Source organism: Bradyrhizobium nivariense (assembly GCF_029846695.2).
Taxonomy (GTDB): Bacteria; Pseudomonadota; Alphaproteobacteria; order Rhizobiales; family Xanthobacteraceae; genus Bradyrhizobium.
On record NZ_JARWCR020000024.1, the window covers coordinates 39,623 to 59,032 of the forward strand.

General features: G+C 64.9%; 16 protein-coding genes. 9 read left to right on the plus strand and 7 right to left on the minus strand.

Annotated elements, in window-relative coordinates:
* The first annotated feature begins 6 nt into the window (after nucleotides 1-6).
* Both QCM77_RS20835 and QCM77_RS20840 read left to right on the plus strand, forming a co-directional pair.
* Nucleotides 7-921: a DMT family transporter gene (locus QCM77_RS20835; protein WP_279684672.1), complete on the plus strand. Its 915-nt coding sequence runs from the start codon at nucleotides 7-9 to the stop codon at nucleotides 919-921.
* A gap of 11 nt (nucleotides 922-932) precedes the next feature.
* The gene (locus QCM77_RS20840) at nucleotides 933-1,706 is read left to right on the plus strand and encodes an MBL fold metallo-hydrolase (protein ID WP_279684674.1); all 774 of its coding nucleotides are present in this window, start codon (nucleotides 933-935) and stop codon (nucleotides 1,704-1,706) included.
* Between the two features lie 168 nt (nucleotides 1,707-1,874).
* Here the strand turns inward: QCM77_RS20840 and QCM77_RS20845 are convergent, their stop codons facing one another.
* The 4 genes from QCM77_RS20845 to QCM77_RS20860 form a co-directional block, all read right to left on the minus strand.
* The gene (locus QCM77_RS20845) at nucleotides 1,875-2,645 is read right to left on the minus strand and encodes a TIGR02186 family protein (protein ID WP_279684676.1); all 771 of its coding nucleotides are present in this window, start codon (nucleotides 2,643-2,645) and stop codon (nucleotides 1,875-1,877) included.
* A complete protein-coding gene (locus QCM77_RS20850; RefSeq protein ID WP_279668542.1) occupies nucleotides 2,642-3,559 on the minus strand; it encodes a sulfite exporter TauE/SafE family protein in 918 nt (305 codons plus the stop codon). The genes QCM77_RS20845 and QCM77_RS20850 overlap by 4 nt, the downstream gene beginning before the upstream one ends.
* 279 nt (nucleotides 3,560-3,838) lie before the next feature.
* Nucleotides 3,839-7,279 carry a hypothetical protein gene (locus QCM77_RS20855; protein ID WP_279684678.1) on the minus strand — a complete coding sequence of 1,147 codons (3,441 nt, stop codon included), beginning with the start codon at nucleotides 7,277-7,279 and terminating at the stop codon, nucleotides 3,839-3,841.
* Nucleotides 7,280-7,654: 375 nt separating this feature from the next.
* A complete protein-coding gene (locus QCM77_RS20860; protein ID WP_279684679.1) occupies nucleotides 7,655-8,245 on the minus strand; it encodes a PadR family transcriptional regulator in 591 nt (196 codons plus the stop codon).
* A gap of 207 nt (nucleotides 8,246-8,452) precedes the next feature.
* Between QCM77_RS20860 and QCM77_RS20865 the strand changes: the two genes are divergently transcribed.
* From QCM77_RS20865 to QCM77_RS20880, 4 genes are all read left to right on the plus strand, one after another.
* Nucleotides 8,453-8,836, plus strand: a complete 384-nt coding sequence (locus tag QCM77_RS20865) for a nuclear transport factor 2 family protein (protein ID WP_279684680.1) — start codon at nucleotides 8,453-8,455, stop codon at nucleotides 8,834-8,836.
* Nucleotides 8,837-8,879: 43 nt separating this feature from the next.
* Nucleotides 8,880-10,670 (plus strand): acyl-CoA dehydrogenase C-terminal domain-containing protein, encoded by a 1,791-nt coding sequence (locus tag QCM77_RS20870; RefSeq protein WP_279684681.1) that lies wholly within the window; start codon nucleotides 8,880-8,882, stop codon nucleotides 10,668-10,670.
* Nucleotides 10,671-10,739: 69 nt separating this feature from the next.
* Nucleotides 10,740-11,948 carry an acetyl-CoA C-acetyltransferase gene (locus tag QCM77_RS20875; RefSeq protein WP_279684682.1) on the plus strand — a complete coding sequence of 403 codons (1,209 nt, stop codon included), beginning with the start codon at nucleotides 10,740-10,742 and terminating at the stop codon, nucleotides 11,946-11,948.
* 18 nt (nucleotides 11,949-11,966) lie between these two features.
* Entirely contained in the window at nucleotides 11,967-14,180 is a 2,214-nt protein-coding gene (locus QCM77_RS20880; RefSeq protein ID WP_279684683.1) for an FAD-dependent oxidoreductase, read from the plus strand.
* Between the two features lie 634 nt (nucleotides 14,181-14,814).
* Here the strand turns inward: QCM77_RS20880 and QCM77_RS20885 are convergent.
* Complete coding sequence (locus tag QCM77_RS20885) at nucleotides 14,815-15,123, minus strand: hypothetical protein (RefSeq protein WP_279684685.1); 309 nt, start codon at nucleotides 15,121-15,123, stop codon at nucleotides 14,815-14,817.
* A 223-nt stretch (nucleotides 15,124-15,346) separates the two neighbouring features.
* Nucleotides 15,347-15,961, minus strand: coding sequence for a glutathione transferase GstA (gene gstA / locus QCM77_RS20890; protein WP_279684687.1), 615 nt, complete (start codon nucleotides 15,959-15,961; stop codon nucleotides 15,347-15,349).
* Between the two features lie 126 nt (nucleotides 15,962-16,087).
* Here gstA and QCM77_RS20895 point away from each other — a divergent pair, with 126 nt between their 5' ends.
* From QCM77_RS20895 to QCM77_RS20905, 3 genes are all read left to right on the plus strand, one after another.
* The gene (locus tag QCM77_RS20895) at nucleotides 16,088-16,582 is read left to right on the plus strand and encodes a MarR family winged helix-turn-helix transcriptional regulator (RefSeq protein ID WP_279684688.1); all 495 of its coding nucleotides are present in this window, start codon (nucleotides 16,088-16,090) and stop codon (nucleotides 16,580-16,582) included.
* Between the two features lie 99 nt (nucleotides 16,583-16,681).
* A complete protein-coding gene (locus QCM77_RS20900) occupies nucleotides 16,682-18,052 on the plus strand; it encodes a glutamate--cysteine ligase (protein ID WP_279684690.1) in 1,371 nt (456 codons plus the stop codon).
* Between the two features lie 110 nt (nucleotides 18,053-18,162).
* Nucleotides 18,163-18,735 carry a PAN domain-containing protein gene (locus QCM77_RS20905; RefSeq protein ID WP_279661098.1) on the plus strand — a complete coding sequence of 191 codons (573 nt, stop codon included), beginning with the start codon at nucleotides 18,163-18,165 and terminating at the stop codon, nucleotides 18,733-18,735.
* Nucleotides 18,736-18,807: 72 nt separating this feature from the next.
* Here QCM77_RS20905 and QCM77_RS20910 read toward each other — a convergent pair whose 3' ends face one another.
* Nucleotides 18,808-19,410: a nucleotidyltransferase family protein gene (locus QCM77_RS20910; RefSeq protein ID WP_279684692.1), complete on the minus strand. Its 603-nt coding sequence runs from the start codon at nucleotides 19,408-19,410 to the stop codon at nucleotides 18,808-18,810.

Genomic DNA, 19,410 nt, shown 5'->3' on the forward strand with positions numbered 1-19,410 from the left:
ATTGTCATGTCGCTCGCCCCCTCGATTGCCGTCCCCCGCAGCCGTTTCAACACGCTGCCCTTCGCTATCGGCCTGTTCTGTCTGCTCTGGAGCTACGCCTTCGTCGCCGGCAAGATCGGGGTGACGCATTGCCCGCCACTGATCCTGCTCGCCGCGCGCTTCTCGCTCGCCGGCATCTTGATCCTTGGCGCAACGCTGATCCGCGGCGACGACTGGTCGCTGTCCTGGCGCGATGCCGCGATCTTCGCCGTGCTCGGCATTGCCAACAACGCGCTCTATCTCGGGCTCGGCTACACCGGCCTGCAATCGGTCTCGGCCGGCCTCGGCGGCCTGATCGTGTCGGCCAATCCGGTGTTCACGGCGGGCCTCGCCGCGCTTCTGCTCGGCGAAGGCATGACGTGGCGCAAGGCGAGCGGCCTCCTGCTCGGCATCATCGGCGTGACCTTGATCGTCTGGCACCGTCTGTCGGTTGGAACCGACTCGCTGCACGGCATCGTGTTCACGCTGGCCTCGCTCGCCTCCCTCGTCGCCGGCACCATTTTGTTCAAGCTGCTCGCGCCGAAGGGCAGCCTGTGGATCGGCAATGGCGTGCAGAATCTCGCCGCCGGCATCGTGCTGACGCCGGTCGCGCTGACCGTCGCCGGCGTTCATGCCATCGACTTCACGCCAGGCCTGATCGGCGCCTTCGCCTTCCTCGTGCTCGGCGGCTCGATCCTCGGCTACTGGCTCTGGTTTCATCTCCTGAAAGTGTGTGGCGCCACCGCCGCCAGCGCTTATCATTTCCTGATGCCGCCGCTCGGCATGCTGTTCGCCTTCATCGTCCTTGGCGAGCACGTCGAGGCGCGCGATCTGCTCGGCGTCATCCCTGTCGCACTCGGCATCTATCTGGTGACGCGCCCTGCCGCGAAGCCTGTCTCATAGGAGGAGTTTTCATGCCCATTTCCATCACCCTGATCGGCGGTCCCACTGCGCTGATCGAGATCGATGGCTTTCGCCTGCTCACCGACCCGACCTTCGATGCGCCGGGTGCGTATCAACTGCCGCACGTGAAGCTGGAGAAGACGATCGGCCCTGCGCTCCAGGCCGACGCGATCGGCCCGATCGATGCCGTGCTGCTCAGCCACGACCAGCATTCGGACAATCTCGACAATTCCGGCCGCGAATATCTGCTCAAGGCGAAGCGCGCGCTGACGACAGAGGCCGGCGCCAAGCGCCTGGGCGGCTATGTCGAGGGGCTCGCGCCCTGGAGCACGGCGCATCTGAAAGACGGCGACGGCAACACGCTGACGATCACGGCGACGCCCGCGCGTCACGGCCCGGCCGGCATCGAGCCATTGTCGGGCGACGTCATCGGCTTCGTGCTGTCCTCGAGCCGGAAGGACACCACCTCGGTCTATATCAGCGGCGACACCACCTGGTTCGACGGCGTCGCCGAGGTCGCGCGCCGCTTCAAATGCGGCGTGGTGCTGCCCTTCGCGGGCGCCGCGCAAACGCGCGGGCCGTTCCATCTCACCATGGACACCAACGACACCATCGAGACCGCACGCGCCTTCCCCGATGCGATGATCGTGCCGGTGCACACGGAGGGTTGGGCCCATTTCCGCCAGAACAGCGAGGATCTGCGCAAGACCTTTGACGTGCTCGGCTTCGGGACGCGGTTGCGATTGCTGGAGCCGGGCGTGCCGACGGTGGTGCAGGCGCCGTAGCCCAACGTCGTCCTGGCGAAAGCCAGGACCCATTACCCCAGGGAGCAGTTTGACGCTTAGTGGCAACTCCGAATCCCCGTAGTCACGACTGCCTGTGGTTATGGGTCCTGGCTTTCGCCAGGACGACTCGGAGAGATTGTCGATTGCCTTCGCTCGCAATGACGGCGGCTAATCCTTCCGAAACACGATCGATGCCATCCAGCCCGTCATCAGCGCCATCGCAGCGGTGATGAGGCCGTAGATGAGCCCGTTCTGCCGCGCGGTGGTGGCGACGAACTGCTCGAAGCCGACCTTGACGATCTCGAACGCGGTCTCAGTCTTGCCGACGAAGGCGCCGTCGGCAAACAGCTTGATCTCGACCTCGTAGGTGCCGATCGGCACCTCCGCCGGCAGTGGAATGCCGGTGCGGAACAACGTCGGTGTCAGGAACGTCACCGCGCTCGGATCCTCGCGATAGAGACCGCGCTGGGTGCGCAGGCGGATGAAGCCGGAGCGGAACGCGTCGTTCGGCACCACGTCGGCATAGTCGCCGCTGACGCGTTGGGTCAGCAGCACGTTGTTGAGCCCGACCTGCTGCCGCCGCGCGATTTCGGGCGAGGTGATCGCCTCGAAGGAGCGGTTGGCGAACAGCGCGAGATAGCTCGGCACCTCGAGGAACTGGCGGTAGTCGGTGTTGATCCAGATCCCGAAGGTGCGCTCCTTGCGCCGCGTCACCATGTCGGCGCGCGGGCCCATCACGGTGACGACGAGATCGTAGGTCTTGCGGTCGGCGGGCGTGGAGGCGTCCTTCTCGACCGAGCCGAACAGCACCAGCTCCTCGCCGGAATAGTTCGGCGTCACCGTGACGCGATGGTTGGAGACCGACACGATCAGCCGCTCGGCGCGTGCGGCGGAGCCGAGCAGCAGAACGAGCAGAATTGCGAGAGCTGCGCGCATCATCCGTTCACCCCCAGCTCGCGAATGGTGAAGAGGTCCTCGGGCCGGATCACCAGCTCGATCGCGAAGCGGACGCCGACCGAAAGGATCAAGAGGCCGAGCAGCAGCCGCAACTGCTCGCCGCGGATCTTCTGGCCGGCGCGGGCGCCGAACTGCGCACCGGTGACGCCGCCGACCATCAGGATCAGCGCCAGCACGGCGTCGACCAGGTGATTGGTCACCGCATGCAGCAAGGTCGCAAACAGCATCGTGACCAGCGTCAGCACCATCGAGGTGCCGATCACCGTCGAGGTCGGCACCCGCAGCAGATAGATCATGATCGGCACCAGGATGAAGCCGCCGCCGATGCCCATGATGGCGCCGATGAAGCCGATCACGATGCCGACGATCACGACCGGGATCACCGAGAGGTAGATCTTCGAGCGCTTGAACCGCATCTTCAGCGGCAGGCCATGGATCCAGTTATGCGTTCGTCGTGGCGGCACCGCGCCGCGCCGGGTTCGCATCAGCGCGCGCAGGCCTTCGGAGAACATCAGGCTGCCGACGGTGGTGAGCAGCACGACGTAAGACAGTGCGATCATCAGATCGAGCTGGCCGAGCGCGCGCAGCTGCGTGAAGGTCCACACTCCGAGCGCGGTCCCGGTCACGCCGCCGCACAACAGGACGCTCGCCAGCGCCGGGTCGATCGCGCGCCGCCGCCAATAGGTGAGGGCGCCGGAGAAGGACGAGGCCGCGATGTGGCTCGCGACGGAGGCGACCGCGACCGCCGGTGTGATGCCGATGAAGATCAAAAGCGGCGTCATCAGGAAGCCGCCGCCGATTCCGAACATGCCGGAGACGAAACCGACAGCCGCACCCATCGCCAGCACCAGGAAGACGTTGACCGGAAGATCGGCGATCGGGAGATAAAGCTGCATCGAAGGACCATGCTCCGGCGAGACGGATCGATTGCGCGGAATGCTCGCCGGACGGTCGGAACGATTGCCGCGCCCCTCAATAGCCGAATTTGGAGCAGGGCGGGATCAGGAATTTAGGGCGTGGTGAAGGGGGGCGTCGGCGGCATCGACGCTTTTGCTCCTCACCCTGAGGAGCCTGCGCAGCAGGCGTCTCGAAGGGCGAGGCCCGGATTCACAGTCGGGCCTGCATGATTCGAGACGCGCGCAAGAGCGCGCTCCTCACCATGAGGGGAGAGAGTCTTAATGCACCGCCGAGGCCGCGCGCTTGGCCGCGACCGGCTTCGGCGACGGCTTTGCGTTGGCCTGCGGCGCGCTGTCCCAGCCGCCGGCGGGGGCCATGACATTGACGGCATCGTCGGGCTGCGGCTCGGCGCTGAACGTCTGGATCGCGAGCTTGGCGGCGGCGAGCGATTGCGGGTCGAGCCGCTTGGCGACGTCGTCGCGCTTGCCCGCCGCATCCGCGTCACCCTGGGCCGCCGCGAGGGTGAACCATTTGTAGGATTCGGCGAGGTTCTGCTCCACCCCGATGCCTCGGGCATAGAGGATGCCGAGGTTGAACTGGCTGTCGGCGACGCCGCGGTCGGCGGCTTTGCGGAACCACTGCGCCGCGCTCTTGTAGTTGGCGCCGCGTCCGCCGCCATCGGCGTCGAGCACCGCGAGATTGTGCATCGCCTTGGCGTTGCCTCGCTCGGCCGCCTGCGTGTAGTAGCGGCGGGCGATGTCGGCGTCCTTCTTCACGCCAAGACCCTTTTCGTAGAGGGTGCCGAGGCGGAAGGTCGCGGGCACCACGCCGGCCTGCGCCGCGCGGTCGTACCATTTGGCGGCTTCGTCGTAATTCGCGGCCACGCCCTTGCCCTCGGCAAAGCGCACGCCGATCTCGTAGGCTGCGGTCGCATCGCCCTTCATCGCGGCGGTGCGCAAGCCGGGGCCGCCGATGCCGTCAGGCAATTTTTCGCTCGGCGGCACCTGGATCATCGCGAGTTTCGCGCGGCTGGTGCCCGACAGCGCGCCGGTGACGTCGCTGGAGGCCGGCGGCGGGGCTGCGGCAGGCCCCGGCGGAATTTCAACCGAGGCCGAGTTGCCCGAACTGGCGGTGGGAGCCGGCGCGGCATTGTTCTGGGATTGACGCCCGATCGGGGTCGGCGAGGTCATCGACGGCGTGACCTGCTCGGGCGTGGCGGGCTTGTTCTCGACTGGCGGCGGCGGGGTCTGCGGCGCGGGTGCGGGCGAGGAATTCTCCATCGCCTGCGGCGACGGCGACGGGCTGCTGCCGCCGTCGAGCAAATTCATCGCCATCTTGAAGGTGCCGAGCACGATCACGACCACACTCGCGCCGACCAGCAGCGAGCGGATCTTCGAGGTGATGGTCGAACCGCCGTCCTTGCCCTTGTCCTTGGACCGATCGGCCCCCGCCTTGGCGCCGCGGGCCGGCGTTTCCGGCTGTGCGGCGGCGGCCTGGGCCGCGCGGCGCGCGGCCGCGATGAAGCTCGACGACGACACCGGCTCCTTCGGCGCGGCCGGGATTTCGCTGATTGCGCTTTCGGACGCAGCAATGCGCTCCGACGGCGTGGCGAGCCGTGCACCCGGCCGGGTGCCCGGCTCGAGCGGATGATCCGGCGGCAGTTCGGGCGCAAGCGCGGCGCGCGTGGGCGCCGTATGCGGCTCCAGGATTTCGCTGATCGCGCGCGGCGGAACCGGCGGTGCCATCGGCATCGGCGGTGGCGCTGCCGGCGCGGCGGCATGGAATTCGCGCGGCGCGGCGACGAAGGCGGCTTGCGCCGCTTGCGCGGCGGCCGGATTTGGCAGTTCCGGCTTCGGATCGTATTTCGGCGGCTGTTGCTGGGGCCGCGGCTCGCGCGCCATCGGCGCGGGCTCCATGGGAGCGGCCATCGGCATCGGCATCGGCTGCGGCGCAGCGGCCGGCGGTGCCGTGCGCACCGTGCGCAGATCGCCCTCGATCATCGAGAGACGATCGACGACGTGGCCAAGTGCGTTGTGGACGGCCTCCAGCGAATCCTGGGTGCTCCGGGTGGTCTCGGCCTGGCTGAAGCGGATGTCGGAGAGCTCGCGCTTGACGAGATCGACCATTCCGGAATCGGCAGGCGGCGCGGAGTTGCGGCTCTCGGCCAGCGCGGAATAGGTCGCCTGCTGCCGCTCCAGGTGGCGCAGGATGTCGTGCAGCCCGTCCTCGACGCGGCTGAAATTGCCGTTGCGCGGATCGGAGGTGGCCTCGATCCGCTCCAGCAGATACGAGACCCGCTGTTCGAGATGCGCAAAGGTCGAAGCCGAGTCGTTGCCGACCTGCATGCGGTCGAAACGGTCGGACAGCGCGCGGATCGCGCTTTCGAGATGCTCGGTGCTTTCGGATGGCTGAGGCCGCTCGCGCGTTTCCAGCGCGGCGGTGAGCGCCGCGATGCGCTGCTCCAGCACCGCAAAGCTGTCGCCGGAGCCGGACGAGCGGGTGACCTGGTCGACCTTGGACGACAGCAGCTGCACGTCGTCCGAGAGCCGCGCCAGCGCTTCGTTGGAGGCGACGTTGGAGACGATGCCGCGCAGCGCCGAGATCGCGCCTTCGAGCTGGCGGACCGTCGAGGGATCGTCATTGGCGCGCAGGATCAGATCGAGCTTGGCGCCGAGATTGCGGATCGCCTCGTCATAGCCGGTGAGCTGCTCGGCCGGCGTCAGCGTGCGCAGCACCTGCTTGATGTCGGACAGCGCATGCTCGATGCCGGACAGGACCTGACCGTCGGTGCCGTTGGAGCGTGTCTCGTCGATGCGCCGATGCAGCGAGCGGATCTCGTTCTCGATCGATTCGATCGCGCGGCGCGGCATCGCCTCGGTGATGGCGTTGCGGATCGCCGCAAGCTCGCTGCGGAAAGTGTTGATCGCCTGCTCGGTATTGTCCGGGCGCTGGAGCGATTCGATCTGGCTCGTGATCTTGAGCAGATGGCGCTCGAGCGCGGAGAAATCCGGCCCCGGCTGCGGTGGCGGCGGAGCGTAGGCAGGCGCGGGCGGCGCCATCGGGGGCGCGAAAGGAGTTGCCGCAGGCGCGATCGACGGCGCGGCGCGCGGCGGCATCTGCCGCGGCGCAAAGCCGTCGAGCTCGCTCTGCCGCGCCGTGATCTCGGCGACGGCGACGTCGAACGAAGCGGGGCTCAGGGGCGGTGAATTGCGATAGACCTGCGCTGCCGCGCGCTCGACCGCATCGGCCTGGCGCTGGCGCGTTTCAACGGGTGCCTGCCGCGGTGCCGGAGCCTGCTGCGGCTTCGAAATTTGCGACAGCCGGGCATCGAGCCGCGAGATCGCGTCGTTGAGCTGGCGCGCTACGCCCTGCTCGCGCGGGTCCCTTTCACGGGAGGGGTCCTGGCGCGGGGCGGGCTTTGAAATCCGTTCGATCTGCTGGGTGATGGCGTCGAGCCGCTGGTGGATGTCGGCGACTTCGCGGCTTTCCTGACTCGGGACCTGGCCAGGTGCTTGGCCAGGTGCTTGGCTATGTGCTTGGCTCGGCATTTGCTGCGGACGCTGGTCGTAAGGTCCGCGAAAATTCGGCGGGGCAGTCTCGCCGAGCGTGGAGTTCAGCCAATCGTTGAGTGACATGCCGGCGCGACGCGCAGCAGCTTCGGCCCGCTCCCGGACGGATGGATCGATGCCGTCAACACTCCACGATACGCGCGAATTCATGACTCTGTCCGGTTCCGACTCCGGCGCCCCACCCGGCGCCTCCAGCCTCCCCTCGCGTGCCGGTTGCAAAGACAATCGGATTTGGCGCGGGTCGTCTGCCTCGAAAACCGACTTTTGTCTGTTACGGTAAATAACGGGTTAAGGAACCCGTTGACGGTGTCTTAAAGTTGGGCGGCGGGAACCGGGGTATGGTCGTTGTGGCGCTCGTCCGCTCGCCAAAATAACGGTGTCGTGCCCCGCGAAGGCGGGGCATCCAGTACTCCGAGGCAGCGCGGCTAGGAGCCAGGCGCCGCGGCGTACTGGATCGCCCGCCTGCGCGGGCGATGACAGCGGAGTAAGACGCAACAGCACGCATAACCGTCGGGCTCGACCTCCTCAGCCCTTGCCCTCGCGCTTGCCTTCCTCCAGCGGCACCACGGTGCCTTTGGCGCTTGTCGCCGACAGCGCCTCGAGCGCCTCTTCGCAGAAATCGGCCACCATCTGCTCGTGTCGCGCGCCGAGGCGCAGCAGCAGCAAATTGCCGAGGTCGAGCACGCCCGACGCCGTTCCTTCCGGAAAGCGCTTCTTCAGGATGCGCTCGTAGTTCTCGTGGCGATCGCGGTGGTGCTCGAGCCGGGCCATCAGGTCGGTGCGCATGGGCTCGATGTCGATGCTGTCGAGCGCATGCAGCCGCACCAGGAGGTCGTCCTTGATCGAGGGCGGCGTGCTTGGCCGCGCGGCCCAGTGCCGCAGCGCTGTTCGGCCCTCCGGAGTAAGCGTATAGATCAGTTTATTGGGTTTGCCTGATTGCACGACCTCGCGGCCCTGGATGTAGCCGCGGTCGCGCAGCTTGGAGAGTTCGCGGTAGATTTGCTGGTGGTCGGCCTTCCAGAAGAAGCCGATCGAGGAGTCGAATGTCTTGGCGAGCTCGTAGCCCGTCATCGGACGTTCCGTCAGGCATGCGAGGATTGCGTCGCCCAGTGCCATGACCGGCCCTCCTGTTCTCAACCTTGACCAATTTGCTTGACTTTATGCGCATCGGCGCATATGCGTCAATGTGCATATGAGGCGACCTAAAAACGAGGGCAAACACCCGCCCCGAAAACCCCAGCGGAATCAGCCTTCGCGCTACTGTGCATGGGGTTGTTTTCGCGTTTTTTTGCTCAGGCCTTTATCAAGGGAGGCACCCTGACCATGACCGGCCTCGATTCCTGGTACGGCTACATGACGTCGCATGACCGCGCCGCGCTCTGGGACCTCCTTCATCCGGACGCCGTCTTCGAAAGCCCCGTGGTGCACTCGCCGCAGCGCGGCCGCGACATCACCTTCAAATATCTCGCCAGCGCCGAGAAGGTGCTCGGCGGTCCCGGCTTCAGCTATGTCGGCGAGTGGAAGAGTGAGAGCGGCGCCGTGCTCGAATTCAAGACCCTGATCGACGGCATCGAGATCAACGGCGTCGACATCATCACCTTCGACAGCGAGGGACGCATCACGCATTTCAAGGTGATGGTGCGGCCGCTCAAGGCGATCAACATGCTGCATCGCCTGATGGCGGAGCAGCTTGCCGCCCAATCATAAAGAGTTCCACCACTTCACTTCAAAGCTATGCCGGGAGAACGCCATGCCGATCTACAAAGCCCCCGTCGAAGACGTGAACTTCCTGCTCAACGACGTCTTCCAGATCGACCGCTACGACAATCTGGCCGGCTTCTCCGACGCGTCGAGCGACGTGCGCGAGGCGATTTTGGGCGAAGCCGCAAAGCTCGCCGAAGAGGTGCTGCAGCCGCTGAATCGGGTGGGCGATCTCGAAGGCTGCAAGCGCGCCGATGACGGCAGCGTCACCACGCCGAAGGGCTTCAAGGACGCGTTCAAGCAGGTCGCCGAGGGCGGCTGGCTCGGTCTGTCGGCTCCGACCGAGTTCGGCGGCCAGGGCCTGCCGGTGACGCTGAGCCAGGCGGTCAACGAATTCCAGATCTCCGCCAACATGGCGTTCTCGATGTATGGCGGCCTCACCATGGGCGCGACAGCGGCGCTGATCGTCCACGGCACTCCGGAGCAGAAGCAGATCTACGTGCCGAAGATGGTGGCGGGCGAGTGGACCGGCACCATGAACCTGACCGAGCCGCATTGCGGCACCGACCTCGGCATGCTCCGCACCAAGGCGGTGCGGCAAGCCGACGGCAGCTTTGAGATCACGGGCACCAAGATCTTCATCTCGGCCGGCGAGCATGACCTCGCCCCCAACATCATTCACCTCGTGCTTGCCCGCATCGAGGGCGCGCCCGCCGGCATCAAGGGCGTGTCGCTGTTCGTGGTACCGAAATTCCTGGTCAATGCCGATGGTTCGGTCGGGCGGCGCAACGGCGTGGTCTGCGGCTCGATCGAGCACAAGATGGGCATCCACGGCAATTCGACCTGCGTGATGAACTACGACAACGCCACCGGCTGGCTGATCGGCGAGGAGAACAAGGGCATGCAGGGCATGTTCGTGATGATGAACGAGGCCCGCCTCGGCGTCGCCGTGCAGGGTCTCGCGCAGTCCGAGGTCGCCTATCAGAACGCCGTCGCCTATGCCCGGGATCGCATCCAGGGCCGTTCGCTCACCGGCGTCAAGGCGCCGGACAAGCAGGCCGATCCGATCATCGTGCATCCCGACGTGCGCCGTACGCTGCTGTCGATCCGCGCCTTCAACGAGGCCGCGCGCGCCTTCGTGATGTGGACGGCGCTGAAGAGCGACGTCGCCCATCGCTCCGAGGATCCCAAGGACCGCCAGGCCGCCGACGATCACATGGGCTTGATGACCCCGGTGCTGAAGGGCTTCCTCACCGACTACGGCTTCGCCAATGCGGTGCAGGCGCAGCAGATGTATGGCGGCCACGGCTACATCGCCGAGCAGGGCATGGAGCAGTTCGTGCGCGATGCACGTATTGCGATGATCTATGAAGGCGCCAACGGCATCCAGGCGCTCGACCTCGTCGGCCGCAAGCTGCCGCGCGACGGCGGCCGCGCCATCATGGCGTTCTTCGGCGAGGTCATGGCCTTCGCCAAGGAGAACGGCGGCGACGAGGCGATGAAGCCCTACATCACCCCGCTCTCGGCTTCGCTCGGCCATCTCCAGCAGGCCACCACCTGGCTGATGCAGAACGCGATGGCGAAGCCCGACAATGCCGGTGCCGCCGCGACCGATTACCTCAATCTCTTCGGTTTCGTCGCGCTCGGCTACATGTGGGCGAAGATGGCCAAGGTGACGCAGGGGAAGATTGCCGAGAGCGGGACGACGTCCTATCTCTCGACCAAGCTCGTCACCGGCCGTTTCTTCATGGAGCGGATGCTGCCGGAGACCGCCGCCAATCTCGCACGCATCCAGGCCGGCTGCGCCACCATCATGGAGCTGCCGGCGGAAGCTTTCTGAGGATTTCGCTTCACCAATAATCCCGATCGCGTCGCGGTCGTAACCAATAACTGCAATCAGGAGGCTCCCATGGCAGATGCCTATATCTACGATCACGTCCGCACTCCCCGCGGCCGCGGCAAACCTGATGGCGCGCTGCACGAAGTCACCGCGCTTGCGCTCGCGACCGTGCCGCTGAAGGCGCTGAAGGATCGCAACAACCTGCCGGAAGATTCCGTCGATGACGTCATTCTCGGCGTGGTCGATCCGGTCGGCGAAGCCGGCTCCGACATCGCGCGCTTTGCCGCGCTGAAGGCGGGCCTCGGCGAGGCCGTCCCCGGCGTGCAGATCAGCCGCTTCTGCGCCTCCGGTCTCGATGCCGTGAATTTTGCCGCAGCCCAGGTGATGAGCGAGCAGCATGAACTGGTGATCGGCGGCGGCGCGGAATCGATGAGCCGCGTCGGCATCGGTGCCTCCGGCGGCGCCTGGCCGATGGATCCGTCGATGGCGGTGCCGGCCTATTTCATGCCGCAGGGCGTCTCGGCCGATCTGATCGCGACCAAATACGGCTTCTCGCGCGACGACGTCGATGCCTATGCGGTGCAGAGCCAGCAGCGCGCGGCGAAGTCCTGGGATGAAGGCCGCTTCAACAAGTCGATCGTCGCGGTGAAGGACATCAACGGCCTCACCATTCTGGCCAAGGACGAGCACATGCGTCCCTCGACGACGATGCAGTCGCTGGCGCAGCTGCAGCCGGCGTTCACGATGATGGCGCAGATGGGCGGCTTCGACGGCGTCGCGGTGCAGTCGCATCCCGAGATCGAGCGCGTCAACTACGTGCACCACGCCGGCAATTCGTCGGGCATCGTCGATGGTGCCGGCGCGGTTCTGCTCGGCAGCAAGGACGCCGGCAGCAAGTACGGCCTGAAGCCGCGTGCAAGAATCCGCGCCTTCGCCAATGTCGGCTCCGAACCCGCGATGATGCTGACCGGCCCGGTCGACGTCACCGAAAAGCTGTTTGCGCGCTCCGGCATGAAGAAGTCGGACATCGACCTGTTCGAGCTCAACGAGGCCTTTGCCTCCGTCGTGCTGCGCTACATCCAGGCCTTCGACATCGACAACGCCAAGATCAACGTCAATGGCGGTGCGATCGCGCTCGGCCATCCGCTCGGCGCGACCGGTGCGATGATCCTCGGTACCGTGCTCGACGAGCTCGAGCGCACCGACAAGTCGACCGCCCTGGTGACGTTGTGCATCGGCGGCGGCATGGGCACCGCGACCATCATCGAACGCGTCTAAGGGTAGGGAGCAACCGACATGGCTTACAAGAATTTCAAGGTTGAGACCGATTCCGACGGCATCGCGCTCGTGACCTGGGACATCCCGGGCCGTTCGATGAACGTGCTCGACGAGACCTCGACCAGCGAGCTCGACGCGATCGTCAAGGAAACCACGGCCGACGCCGCCGTGAAGGGTGTCGTCATCACCTCTGCCAAGGAGGCGTTCTGCGCCGGCGCCGACCTGTCCATGCTCGAGGGCATGAACCAGGCCTACGCAAAAGTGTTTGGGGAGCAGGGCGAGACCGCCGCGAACCAGATGCTGTTCGAGCAGAGCCGGCGTTTCTCGCTGGTGCTGCGCTCCATCGAGACCTCCGGCAAGCCGTGGGCGGCGGCGATCAACGGCCTTGCGCTCGGCGGCGGTTTCGAGATCACGCTGTGCTGCCACTATCGCGTGGCGGCGGAAAATCCCAAGACGCGCCTCGGCCTGCCCGAGGTCAAGGTCGGCCTGTTCCCGGGCGCCGGCGGCACGCAGCGCGTGCCGCGCCTGGTGCCGCCGCAGGACGCGATGACGATCCTGCTCAAGGGCGATCCGGTCACGGTCGAGAAAGCCAAGGCGCTGAATCTGATCCACGCCATCGTTCCCGCCGCCGATCTCGTCAAGGCGGCAAAGGACTGGATCAAGGGCGGCGGCAAGGCCGTCGCGCCCTGGGACGAGAAGGGCTTCAAGCTCCCCGGCGGTCCGGTGTTCTCCAAGGCCGGCATGATGATGTTCCCGGCCGGCAACGCGATCTATCGCCGCGAGACCTACGACAATTATCCGGCCGCGCGCGCGATCATGAGCTGCGTCTATGAGGGCCTGCAGCTGCCGATCGACGCCGCACTGCGCGTCGAGTCACGCTACTTCACCTCGGTGCTGCGTTCGAAGGAAGCGGCTGCGATGATCCGCAGCCTGTTCCTGTCGATGCAGGAGCTCAACAAGGGCGCGCGCCGTCCGAAGGATGTGCCGCCGACCAAGGTGAGGAAGATCGCCGTGATCGGCGCCGGCTTCATGGGCGCGAGCGTCGGCTATGTCTCGGCCCGTGCCGGCCTCGACGTCGTCCTGATCGATCGCGATCAGGAGAGCGCCGACAAGGGCAAGGCGCATGCGCAGAAGGTGATCGAGGAGCAGATCAAGAAGGGCCGTGCCAAGCCCGGCGACGCAGAAGCCCTGCTCGCCCGCATCACGCCGACCGCGGACTATTCCGCACTGAAGGACGTCGATCTCGTCATCGAAGCCGTGTTCGAGGACCGCAAGGTCAAGGCTGAGACCTTTGCCAAGGCGCAGGAGCATATGAAGCCGGACGTGATCTTCGCGTCCAATACTTCGACGCTTCCGATCACCTCGCTGGCCGAATCCTTCAAGGACCAGGGCAGGTTCGTCGGCATCCACTTCTTCTCGCCGGTCGAGAAGATGATGCTGGTCGAGATCATCCAGGGCAAGAACACCGGCGATCTCGCGCTCGCGACCGCACTCGACTACGTCCGGCAGATCGGCAAGACGCCGATCGTCGTCAATGACAGCCGCGGCTTCTTCGCCAACCGCTGCGTCGGCCGCTACGTCGCCGAAGGCAACGAGATGTTTTTGGAAGGCGTACCTCCGGCGATGATCGAGAACTGCGCCAAGATGGCCGGTATGCCGGTCGGCCCGCTCTCGCTGTCCGATGAAGTCGCGCTCGACCTCGGCCTCAAGATCATGAAGGCGACGGAAGCCGACCTCGGCCCCAACGCCATCAATCCCGATCAGAAGAAGCTGATGGTGGAGATGGTCGAGAAGCAGGGCCGTCTGGGCCGCAAGAACAGCAAGGGCTTCTACGATTACCCTGAGAAGGGCAAGGGTCAGAAGAGCCTGTGGCCAGGCCTGTCCGCGCTGCAGCCCAAGCAGCTCGATCCCGATACCCTCGACGTCGAGGAGCTGAAGCAGCGCTTCCTGGTGGTGCAGGCGGTGGAAGCCGCGCGCACGGTGGAGGACCACGTCATCACCGATCCGCGCGAGGCGGATGTCGGCTCGATCCTCGGCTTCGGCTTCGCGCCGTTCACCGGTGGCACGCTGTCCTACATCGACTTCATGGGCACGAAGAAGTTCGTCGAGCTTTGCCACAAGCTGGAGGCGAAATACGGCTCGCGCTTCACCCCGCCGAAACTTCTCGAGGAGATGGCCGCGAAGGGAGAAACCTTCTACGGCCGCTTCGCCCCGAAGAAGGCCGCGGCCTGAGTCGCCACCGTAGCCTGCAGGAGCGAGGCGAAATCCGACCCACCCGCGTAGAGACCCCGGACTATGCTGCGCTCCATCCGGGCCAAAGCATGATCCGGAAAAGTGCGAAGCGGTTTTCCGAAAAGATCATGCTCAAACAACAACCTAAAGCGCGATGATGATTCATCCTGATCTCATCGCGCTTTAGGCATCGAAATCGTGAAACAACAAGGGCCGGATCATCGATCAGGCCTTTCCGATTCAGGGCCCAGCCTCATCACGGTTGCGTCAAACTGTTCCCAGCTTGTGGAACCGGTCACAGAATTCGCGTAGGAACCGTGCCAGAGTCCCGCTGCCGATGTCGCGCAATTGTCATAGGCGCGTCAAAGCGGCGCCGTTCTTTTGCTCGGCCCTGGCACTAGTCTTGCTCCGGGTCAGGGTCATGAAACCGGTCGGGACGCTTGCCGATCCATCGGCAAGTTGAAGACGAAATAAGAAAGTGTCCTTGATGAACTCTCTGGTGCTGCGGAAGACCGCGCTTGGTCGCGATCTCGCCGCGAAATATGCTGTTGCATCCGCAACCGGCCGCCTGTTGCCGCAACAGAAGCCGGCGCGCCTGCGCCGCAAGGGGCCGTTGCTTTGGGCCGTTGTGGCTTTACTTGTGCTGGCGGCGGATTTTCTGCTCGCTTGTCTCGCCTGGCTCGCCGTCGATTTCGTCATGGGATGAGGCGTCACGCGTGTGCAGCACATAGGCTGTCGCGAGATAGGCGAGCTGGCAGACGGCGAGGCAGCCGGCAATGACGATCACGCCCGCCGTCATCCCGAACTCGTAAACGCGAAGAACTATCGCCGCGACAATCGCGATCAACGGCGAAATCACGACCAGCGCCCAGATCCTGAAAACGTAACCGGTCGCTATTCCCACCAACGCGCTTGCAACGATCAGGACGAAGGCAATCGTCAAGTTCAACTCCGATGCGAGTCCGAATTCTTCAATCAATTCCCTCAAAATCGCCCGCTTCACGGGTGGTAACAAGACAGCACCACTTACATTTGCGAACAGTCGTTCATAAGTTTAACGCGAGGTACGATGATCCGGCGGACCGGTTTCGCGTTGCGTGGTCCTGCGGCAGCAAAAAGGGCCGGATCATGGACCCGGCCCTTTGGAGATTGATCGCCGTCGCGTCTCAGGCGGCCTGGATCAGCCCCTCCTTCTTGAGCGCTTCCTGCACCTGTGGCCGCGCCGCGACGCGGGTCTTGTACGCGGCAAGGTTCGGCATCGCCGAGAGGTCGAACTTCATCCGGTCGCCCCAGATCAGCATCGTGAAGAGATAGCCGTCAGCCACCGTGAACTGCTTGCCCATGAGGTAGTCGCGGCCGGCGAGCTGGCTGTCGATGTATTTCAGCTTGCCCATGACGCGGTCCTTGAAGAAGGCCTTGGCCTCGTCGTTCAGAGCCGGCGCGAACAGTGGACCAAAGCTCTTGTGCACCTCCGAGGTGAGGAAGTTCAGCCACTCCAGGAGCTTGTAGCGCTCGGCGCTGTCACGGGCCGGCGCCAGCCCCTTGGCCGAGGCCTGATCGGCGATCATCTGGACAATCACCGGGCCTTCGGTCACGATCTCTCCGCTATCGAGGCGCAGCGCAGGGACCTGGCCCTTGGGGTTCAGCTTCAGATAATCCTCACCATTTTCGAGCTTCTTGGCCCGGATATCGACCTTGACCAGCTCATGGGGCAGGCCGGCTTCCAGGAGCGCGATATGGGGGGACAGCGAGCAGGCACCGGGCGAATAGTACAGTTTCATGGAATTTCCTCCTCTTGACGCTTGGTTCAGGCGAAAGAACGACTACATGCATCTGCTTGAAATAGTCAAGATTGATGCAGGTGCATCGAATGGGGTAAGAGACGGGCGACGAGCTTGAGCGGGACCATGAAACGCAAACCATCGACCGAGGCGACTTCCGCCTGGATACGCTTGATGCGGGTGCAGAGCCGCGTGCTCGATTGCGTCGAGCAGGACCTGAAGAAGGCCGGCTTCCCGCCGCTGGCATGGTATGACGCGCTGCTCGAACTGTCACGGGCGCCCTCGGGCGAGCTCCGGCCGGTCGAACTCGAACGGCAAATGCTGATCCCGCAATATTCGACATCGCGGCTGATCGACCGCCTGGTCGACGAAGGCCTCGCCTCGCGGCGTGAATGCAAGATCGACAAGCGCGGCCAGTTCGTGGAGATCACGGAAGCCGGCCGCGAATTGCAGAAGCGAATGTGGGGCGCCTATTCGGCCGCAATCGAGAAATATGTCGGTTCGAAACTGTCCGATGCGGATGCCATCAAGCTCAGCGGTCTGCTCGACCGCCTGGGCTGCTCATGCGGCGAAATGAAACTGCCGCCTGCCCACGTCAACGAAACCACGCCGTTGCGATGATCGCGCGGCAAACCAGCTCGTCCGTGCAACCGGTGGGTTCGCGGACCATCACTGTCACCCACGCGCGTTCGGTCGAAGCGCTTTTGATTAGAGTTTGATATGGCGCGAGACCAGATCGATATGACGCCTCTGCAATCGCGCGACGAACTCGTCGCGTGGTTCGAGGCTGGCTGCAAGGACCCGTCCGAATTCCGCATGGGCACCGAGCACGAGAAGACGCCGTTCACGCTCGAAGGCCACCGTCCGGTGCCCTACGAAGGCGCGCGCGGTATCGGTGCGCTGCTCGAAGGCATGAAACTCCTGCTCGGCTGGGAGCCGATCATGGAGAAGGGCAACATCATCGGCCTCTACGACGTCACCGGCGGCGGCGCGATCTCGCTCGAGCCCGGCGGACAGTTCGAGCTCTCCGGTGCGCCGGTCGAGAACGTGCACCAGACCCAGAGCGAGCTGATGGCGCATCTGGCGCAGGTGCGCGAGATCGCAACGCCGCTCGGCATCGGCTTCCTCGGGCTCGGCATGACGCCGTCCTGGTCGCGCGCCGACATCCCGGTGATGCCCAAGGGCCGCTACAAGATCATGACCAATTACATGCCGAAGGTCGGCCAGTACGGCCTCGACATGATGTACCGGACCTGCACGGTGCAGACCAATCTCGACTTCTCCTCCGAAGCCGACATGGTCAAGAAGCTGCGTGTCTCGCTCGCGCTCCAGCCGGTCGCAACCGCTTTGTTCGCCAATTCGCCGTTTACCGAGGGCAAGCCGAACGGCTTCCTCTCCTTCCGGTCCGAGATCTGGCGCGACACCGACAATGCGCGCGCCGGCATGATGCCGTGGGCATTCGAGGACGGTATGGGCTTCGAGCGCTATGTCGACTACGCGCTCGACGTGCCCATGTACTTCGTCAAGCGCGGCGAGGATTACATCGACGTCTCGGGCTCCTCGTTCAGCGCCTTCTTCGATGGACGCAACAACAACCTGCCCGGTGAACGTCCGACGCTGTCGGACTGGGCCAACCATCTTTCGACGATTTTCCCGGAGGTGCGGCTCAAGCGCTATCTCGAGATGCGCGGCTCCGACGGTGGCCCGTGGGGCCGTCTGCCGGCGCTATCGGCGTTCTGGGCCGGGCTGCTCTACGATGATGTGTCGCTCGATGCCGCCTGGGACCTGGTGAAGCACTGGAGCGCGCATGAGCGTCAGGCCCTGCGCGACGACGTGCCGCGCTTCGGCTTCAAGTCGCGGATCAAGGACCGCTATCTGTTCGAGATCGCCAAGGAGTGCCTCGTTCTGGCACATGCCGGCCTGCGCCGGCGCGGCCGGATCGACCAGCTCGGCCGCGACGAAACCCGGCATCTGGAGCCGCTCGATCGCATCATCGATTCCGGCCGCACGCCGGCCGAGGAGATGCTCGACAAGTTCAACGGTCCCTGGAACAGCTCGGTGGAACCGGCCTACGCGGAATACGCGTTCTAGACCCAGGGCCAACGATCGGGACCCGAGCCGTTCATCGCCCATACAGGTTTGCGGCGATCAAATGACCGGCTGAAAACCTGAGCGTCGTCAATAACTCGAAAGCTGTTCCGATGGGGAAGGGCCGCCTGGCCGTCATGGCAAGCGTCCTGGCAAGCGTCGTGGCATGCGCCGCGCTGCTTTGGCTCGTGTTTGCGAGCTGGCCTGCGCGCGCCCAGACGGCGTTCGATCGGCCTGGCGGAGACTATTTCAGCACCCCGGTCACGTCGGGCGATCCCGAGGATTGCGCGCTGCTGTGCGAACGCGACCGCCGTTGCCGGTCCTGGAGCTTCAGCTATCCCGATGTCGAAGGCGGCTCGGCGGTGTGCTGGCTGAAGAACGCGGTGCCTGCGCGCGTGCCGGGAAGCTGCTGCATCTCCGGTGTGCGCGGCGCCGGCGTGATCGAGCCTCGTGTCGAAGGGGTGGAGACCTCGATAGACCGCCCCGGCGGCGATTTGCGCAATTTCGAGATCAAGGACGGCGAAGGCGAAGAGGCCTGCAAGGCCGCCTGCACCGCCGACAACAAATGCCGCGCCTTCACCTATGCGCGCCCCGGCTACACCGGACGCGAAGCGCGCTGCTTCCTGAAAAAGGAAATCAAGCCGCCGCGCCGGAAAGCGGGGTTTACGTCGGGAGTGGTGCGGTAGCGGATCAAGCTAGGGTGGGTTAGCGTAGCGTAACCCACCACTGTTTGTCTCCGCGGACGCGAAAGAGGTGGATTACGCTTCGCTAACTAAAATCCACCCTACGGCATCCCACTCGGTCGCGATTACCGTGATCTCCGGCCACAGCGTCTTCCATCGCTCCGTCTTCGCCGCGTAATTCGCTGCGGAAAAATTCCGAGTTAGGTTGGGCCGCGCGATCAGCCCTGCAATGTCGTCGAAGCCGTGCGGCGCGTAGACCTCGTAGCGGTCACCTGCGCGCCTCACGCCCACTTGTGTGTTCTGCGTGAGGAAGCGGTCGATGCCATCGGTCGCGCGCGTCAGGGGCGGATAGGGCAGGCCGTGCTTGTCGGGGTACCACAGATGCACGCGCGCCTGGTTGCGGGCCTCGATCTTGACGCCGAGATGACCGAGCCGCGCATGCAGCGCGCGGATCACCGCATCCTCCGCCTCCCATGAGGTATCAGGATCGAAATAGAACACGTCGTAATCGGCGATGCCGTAATCGACGGTTCGACCGGTGAGGACGTTCCACGCCGTCTGCACCAGACATCCCGAGACCAGCCATGCATCCGGCAGGACGAACCGATGGAGCTCGTCGATAATCGCGACGTTGACTGGATTGAGCAGCGCAAGTGCGAGGAAGCGGTCGCGATCCAT

Coding starts and splice junctions, on each gene's coding strand:
- QCM77_RS20895 (WP_279684688.1), top strand. CDS start 16,088: ATGAAACGCAAACCATCGACCGAGGCGACTTCCGCCTGGATACGCTTG.
- QCM77_RS20845 (WP_279684676.1), bottom strand. CDS start 2,645: ATGATGCGCGCAGCTCTCGCAATTCTGCTCGTTCTGCTGCTCGGCTCC.
- QCM77_RS20900 (WP_279684690.1), top strand. CDS start 16,682: ATGGCGCGAGACCAGATCGATATGACGCCTCTGCAATCGCGCGACGAA.
- QCM77_RS20875 (WP_279684682.1), top strand. CDS start 10,740: ATGGCAGATGCCTATATCTACGATCACGTCCGCACTCCCCGCGGCCGC.
- QCM77_RS20910 (WP_279684692.1), bottom strand. CDS start 19,410: ATGGATCGCGACCGCTTCCTCGCACTTGCGCTGCTCAATCCAGTCAAC.
- gstA (WP_279684687.1), bottom strand. CDS start 15,961: ATGAAACTGTACTATTCGCCCGGTGCCTGCTCGCTGTCCCCCCATATC.
- QCM77_RS20865 (WP_279684680.1), top strand. CDS start 8,453: ATGACCGGCCTCGATTCCTGGTACGGCTACATGACGTCGCATGACCGC.
- QCM77_RS20855 (WP_279684678.1), bottom strand. CDS start 7,279: ATGAATTCGCGCGTATCGTGGAGTGTTGACGGCATCGATCCATCCGTC.
- QCM77_RS20860 (WP_279684679.1), bottom strand. CDS start 8,245: ATGGCACTGGGCGACGCAATCCTCGCATGCCTGACGGAACGTCCGATG.
- QCM77_RS20835 (WP_279684672.1), top strand. CDS start 7: ATGTCGCTCGCCCCCTCGATTGCCGTCCCCCGCAGCCGTTTCAACACG.
- QCM77_RS20870 (WP_279684681.1), top strand. CDS start 8,880: ATGCCGATCTACAAAGCCCCCGTCGAAGACGTGAACTTCCTGCTCAAC.
- QCM77_RS20905 (WP_279661098.1), top strand. CDS start 18,163: ATGGGGAAGGGCCGCCTGGCCGTCATGGCAAGCGTCCTGGCAAGCGTC.
- QCM77_RS20880 (WP_279684683.1), top strand. CDS start 11,967: ATGGCTTACAAGAATTTCAAGGTTGAGACCGATTCCGACGGCATCGCG.
- QCM77_RS20850 (WP_279668542.1), bottom strand. CDS start 3,559: ATGCAGCTTTATCTCCCGATCGCCGATCTTCCGGTCAACGTCTTCCTG.
- QCM77_RS20840 (WP_279684674.1), top strand. CDS start 933: ATGCCCATTTCCATCACCCTGATCGGCGGTCCCACTGCGCTGATCGAG.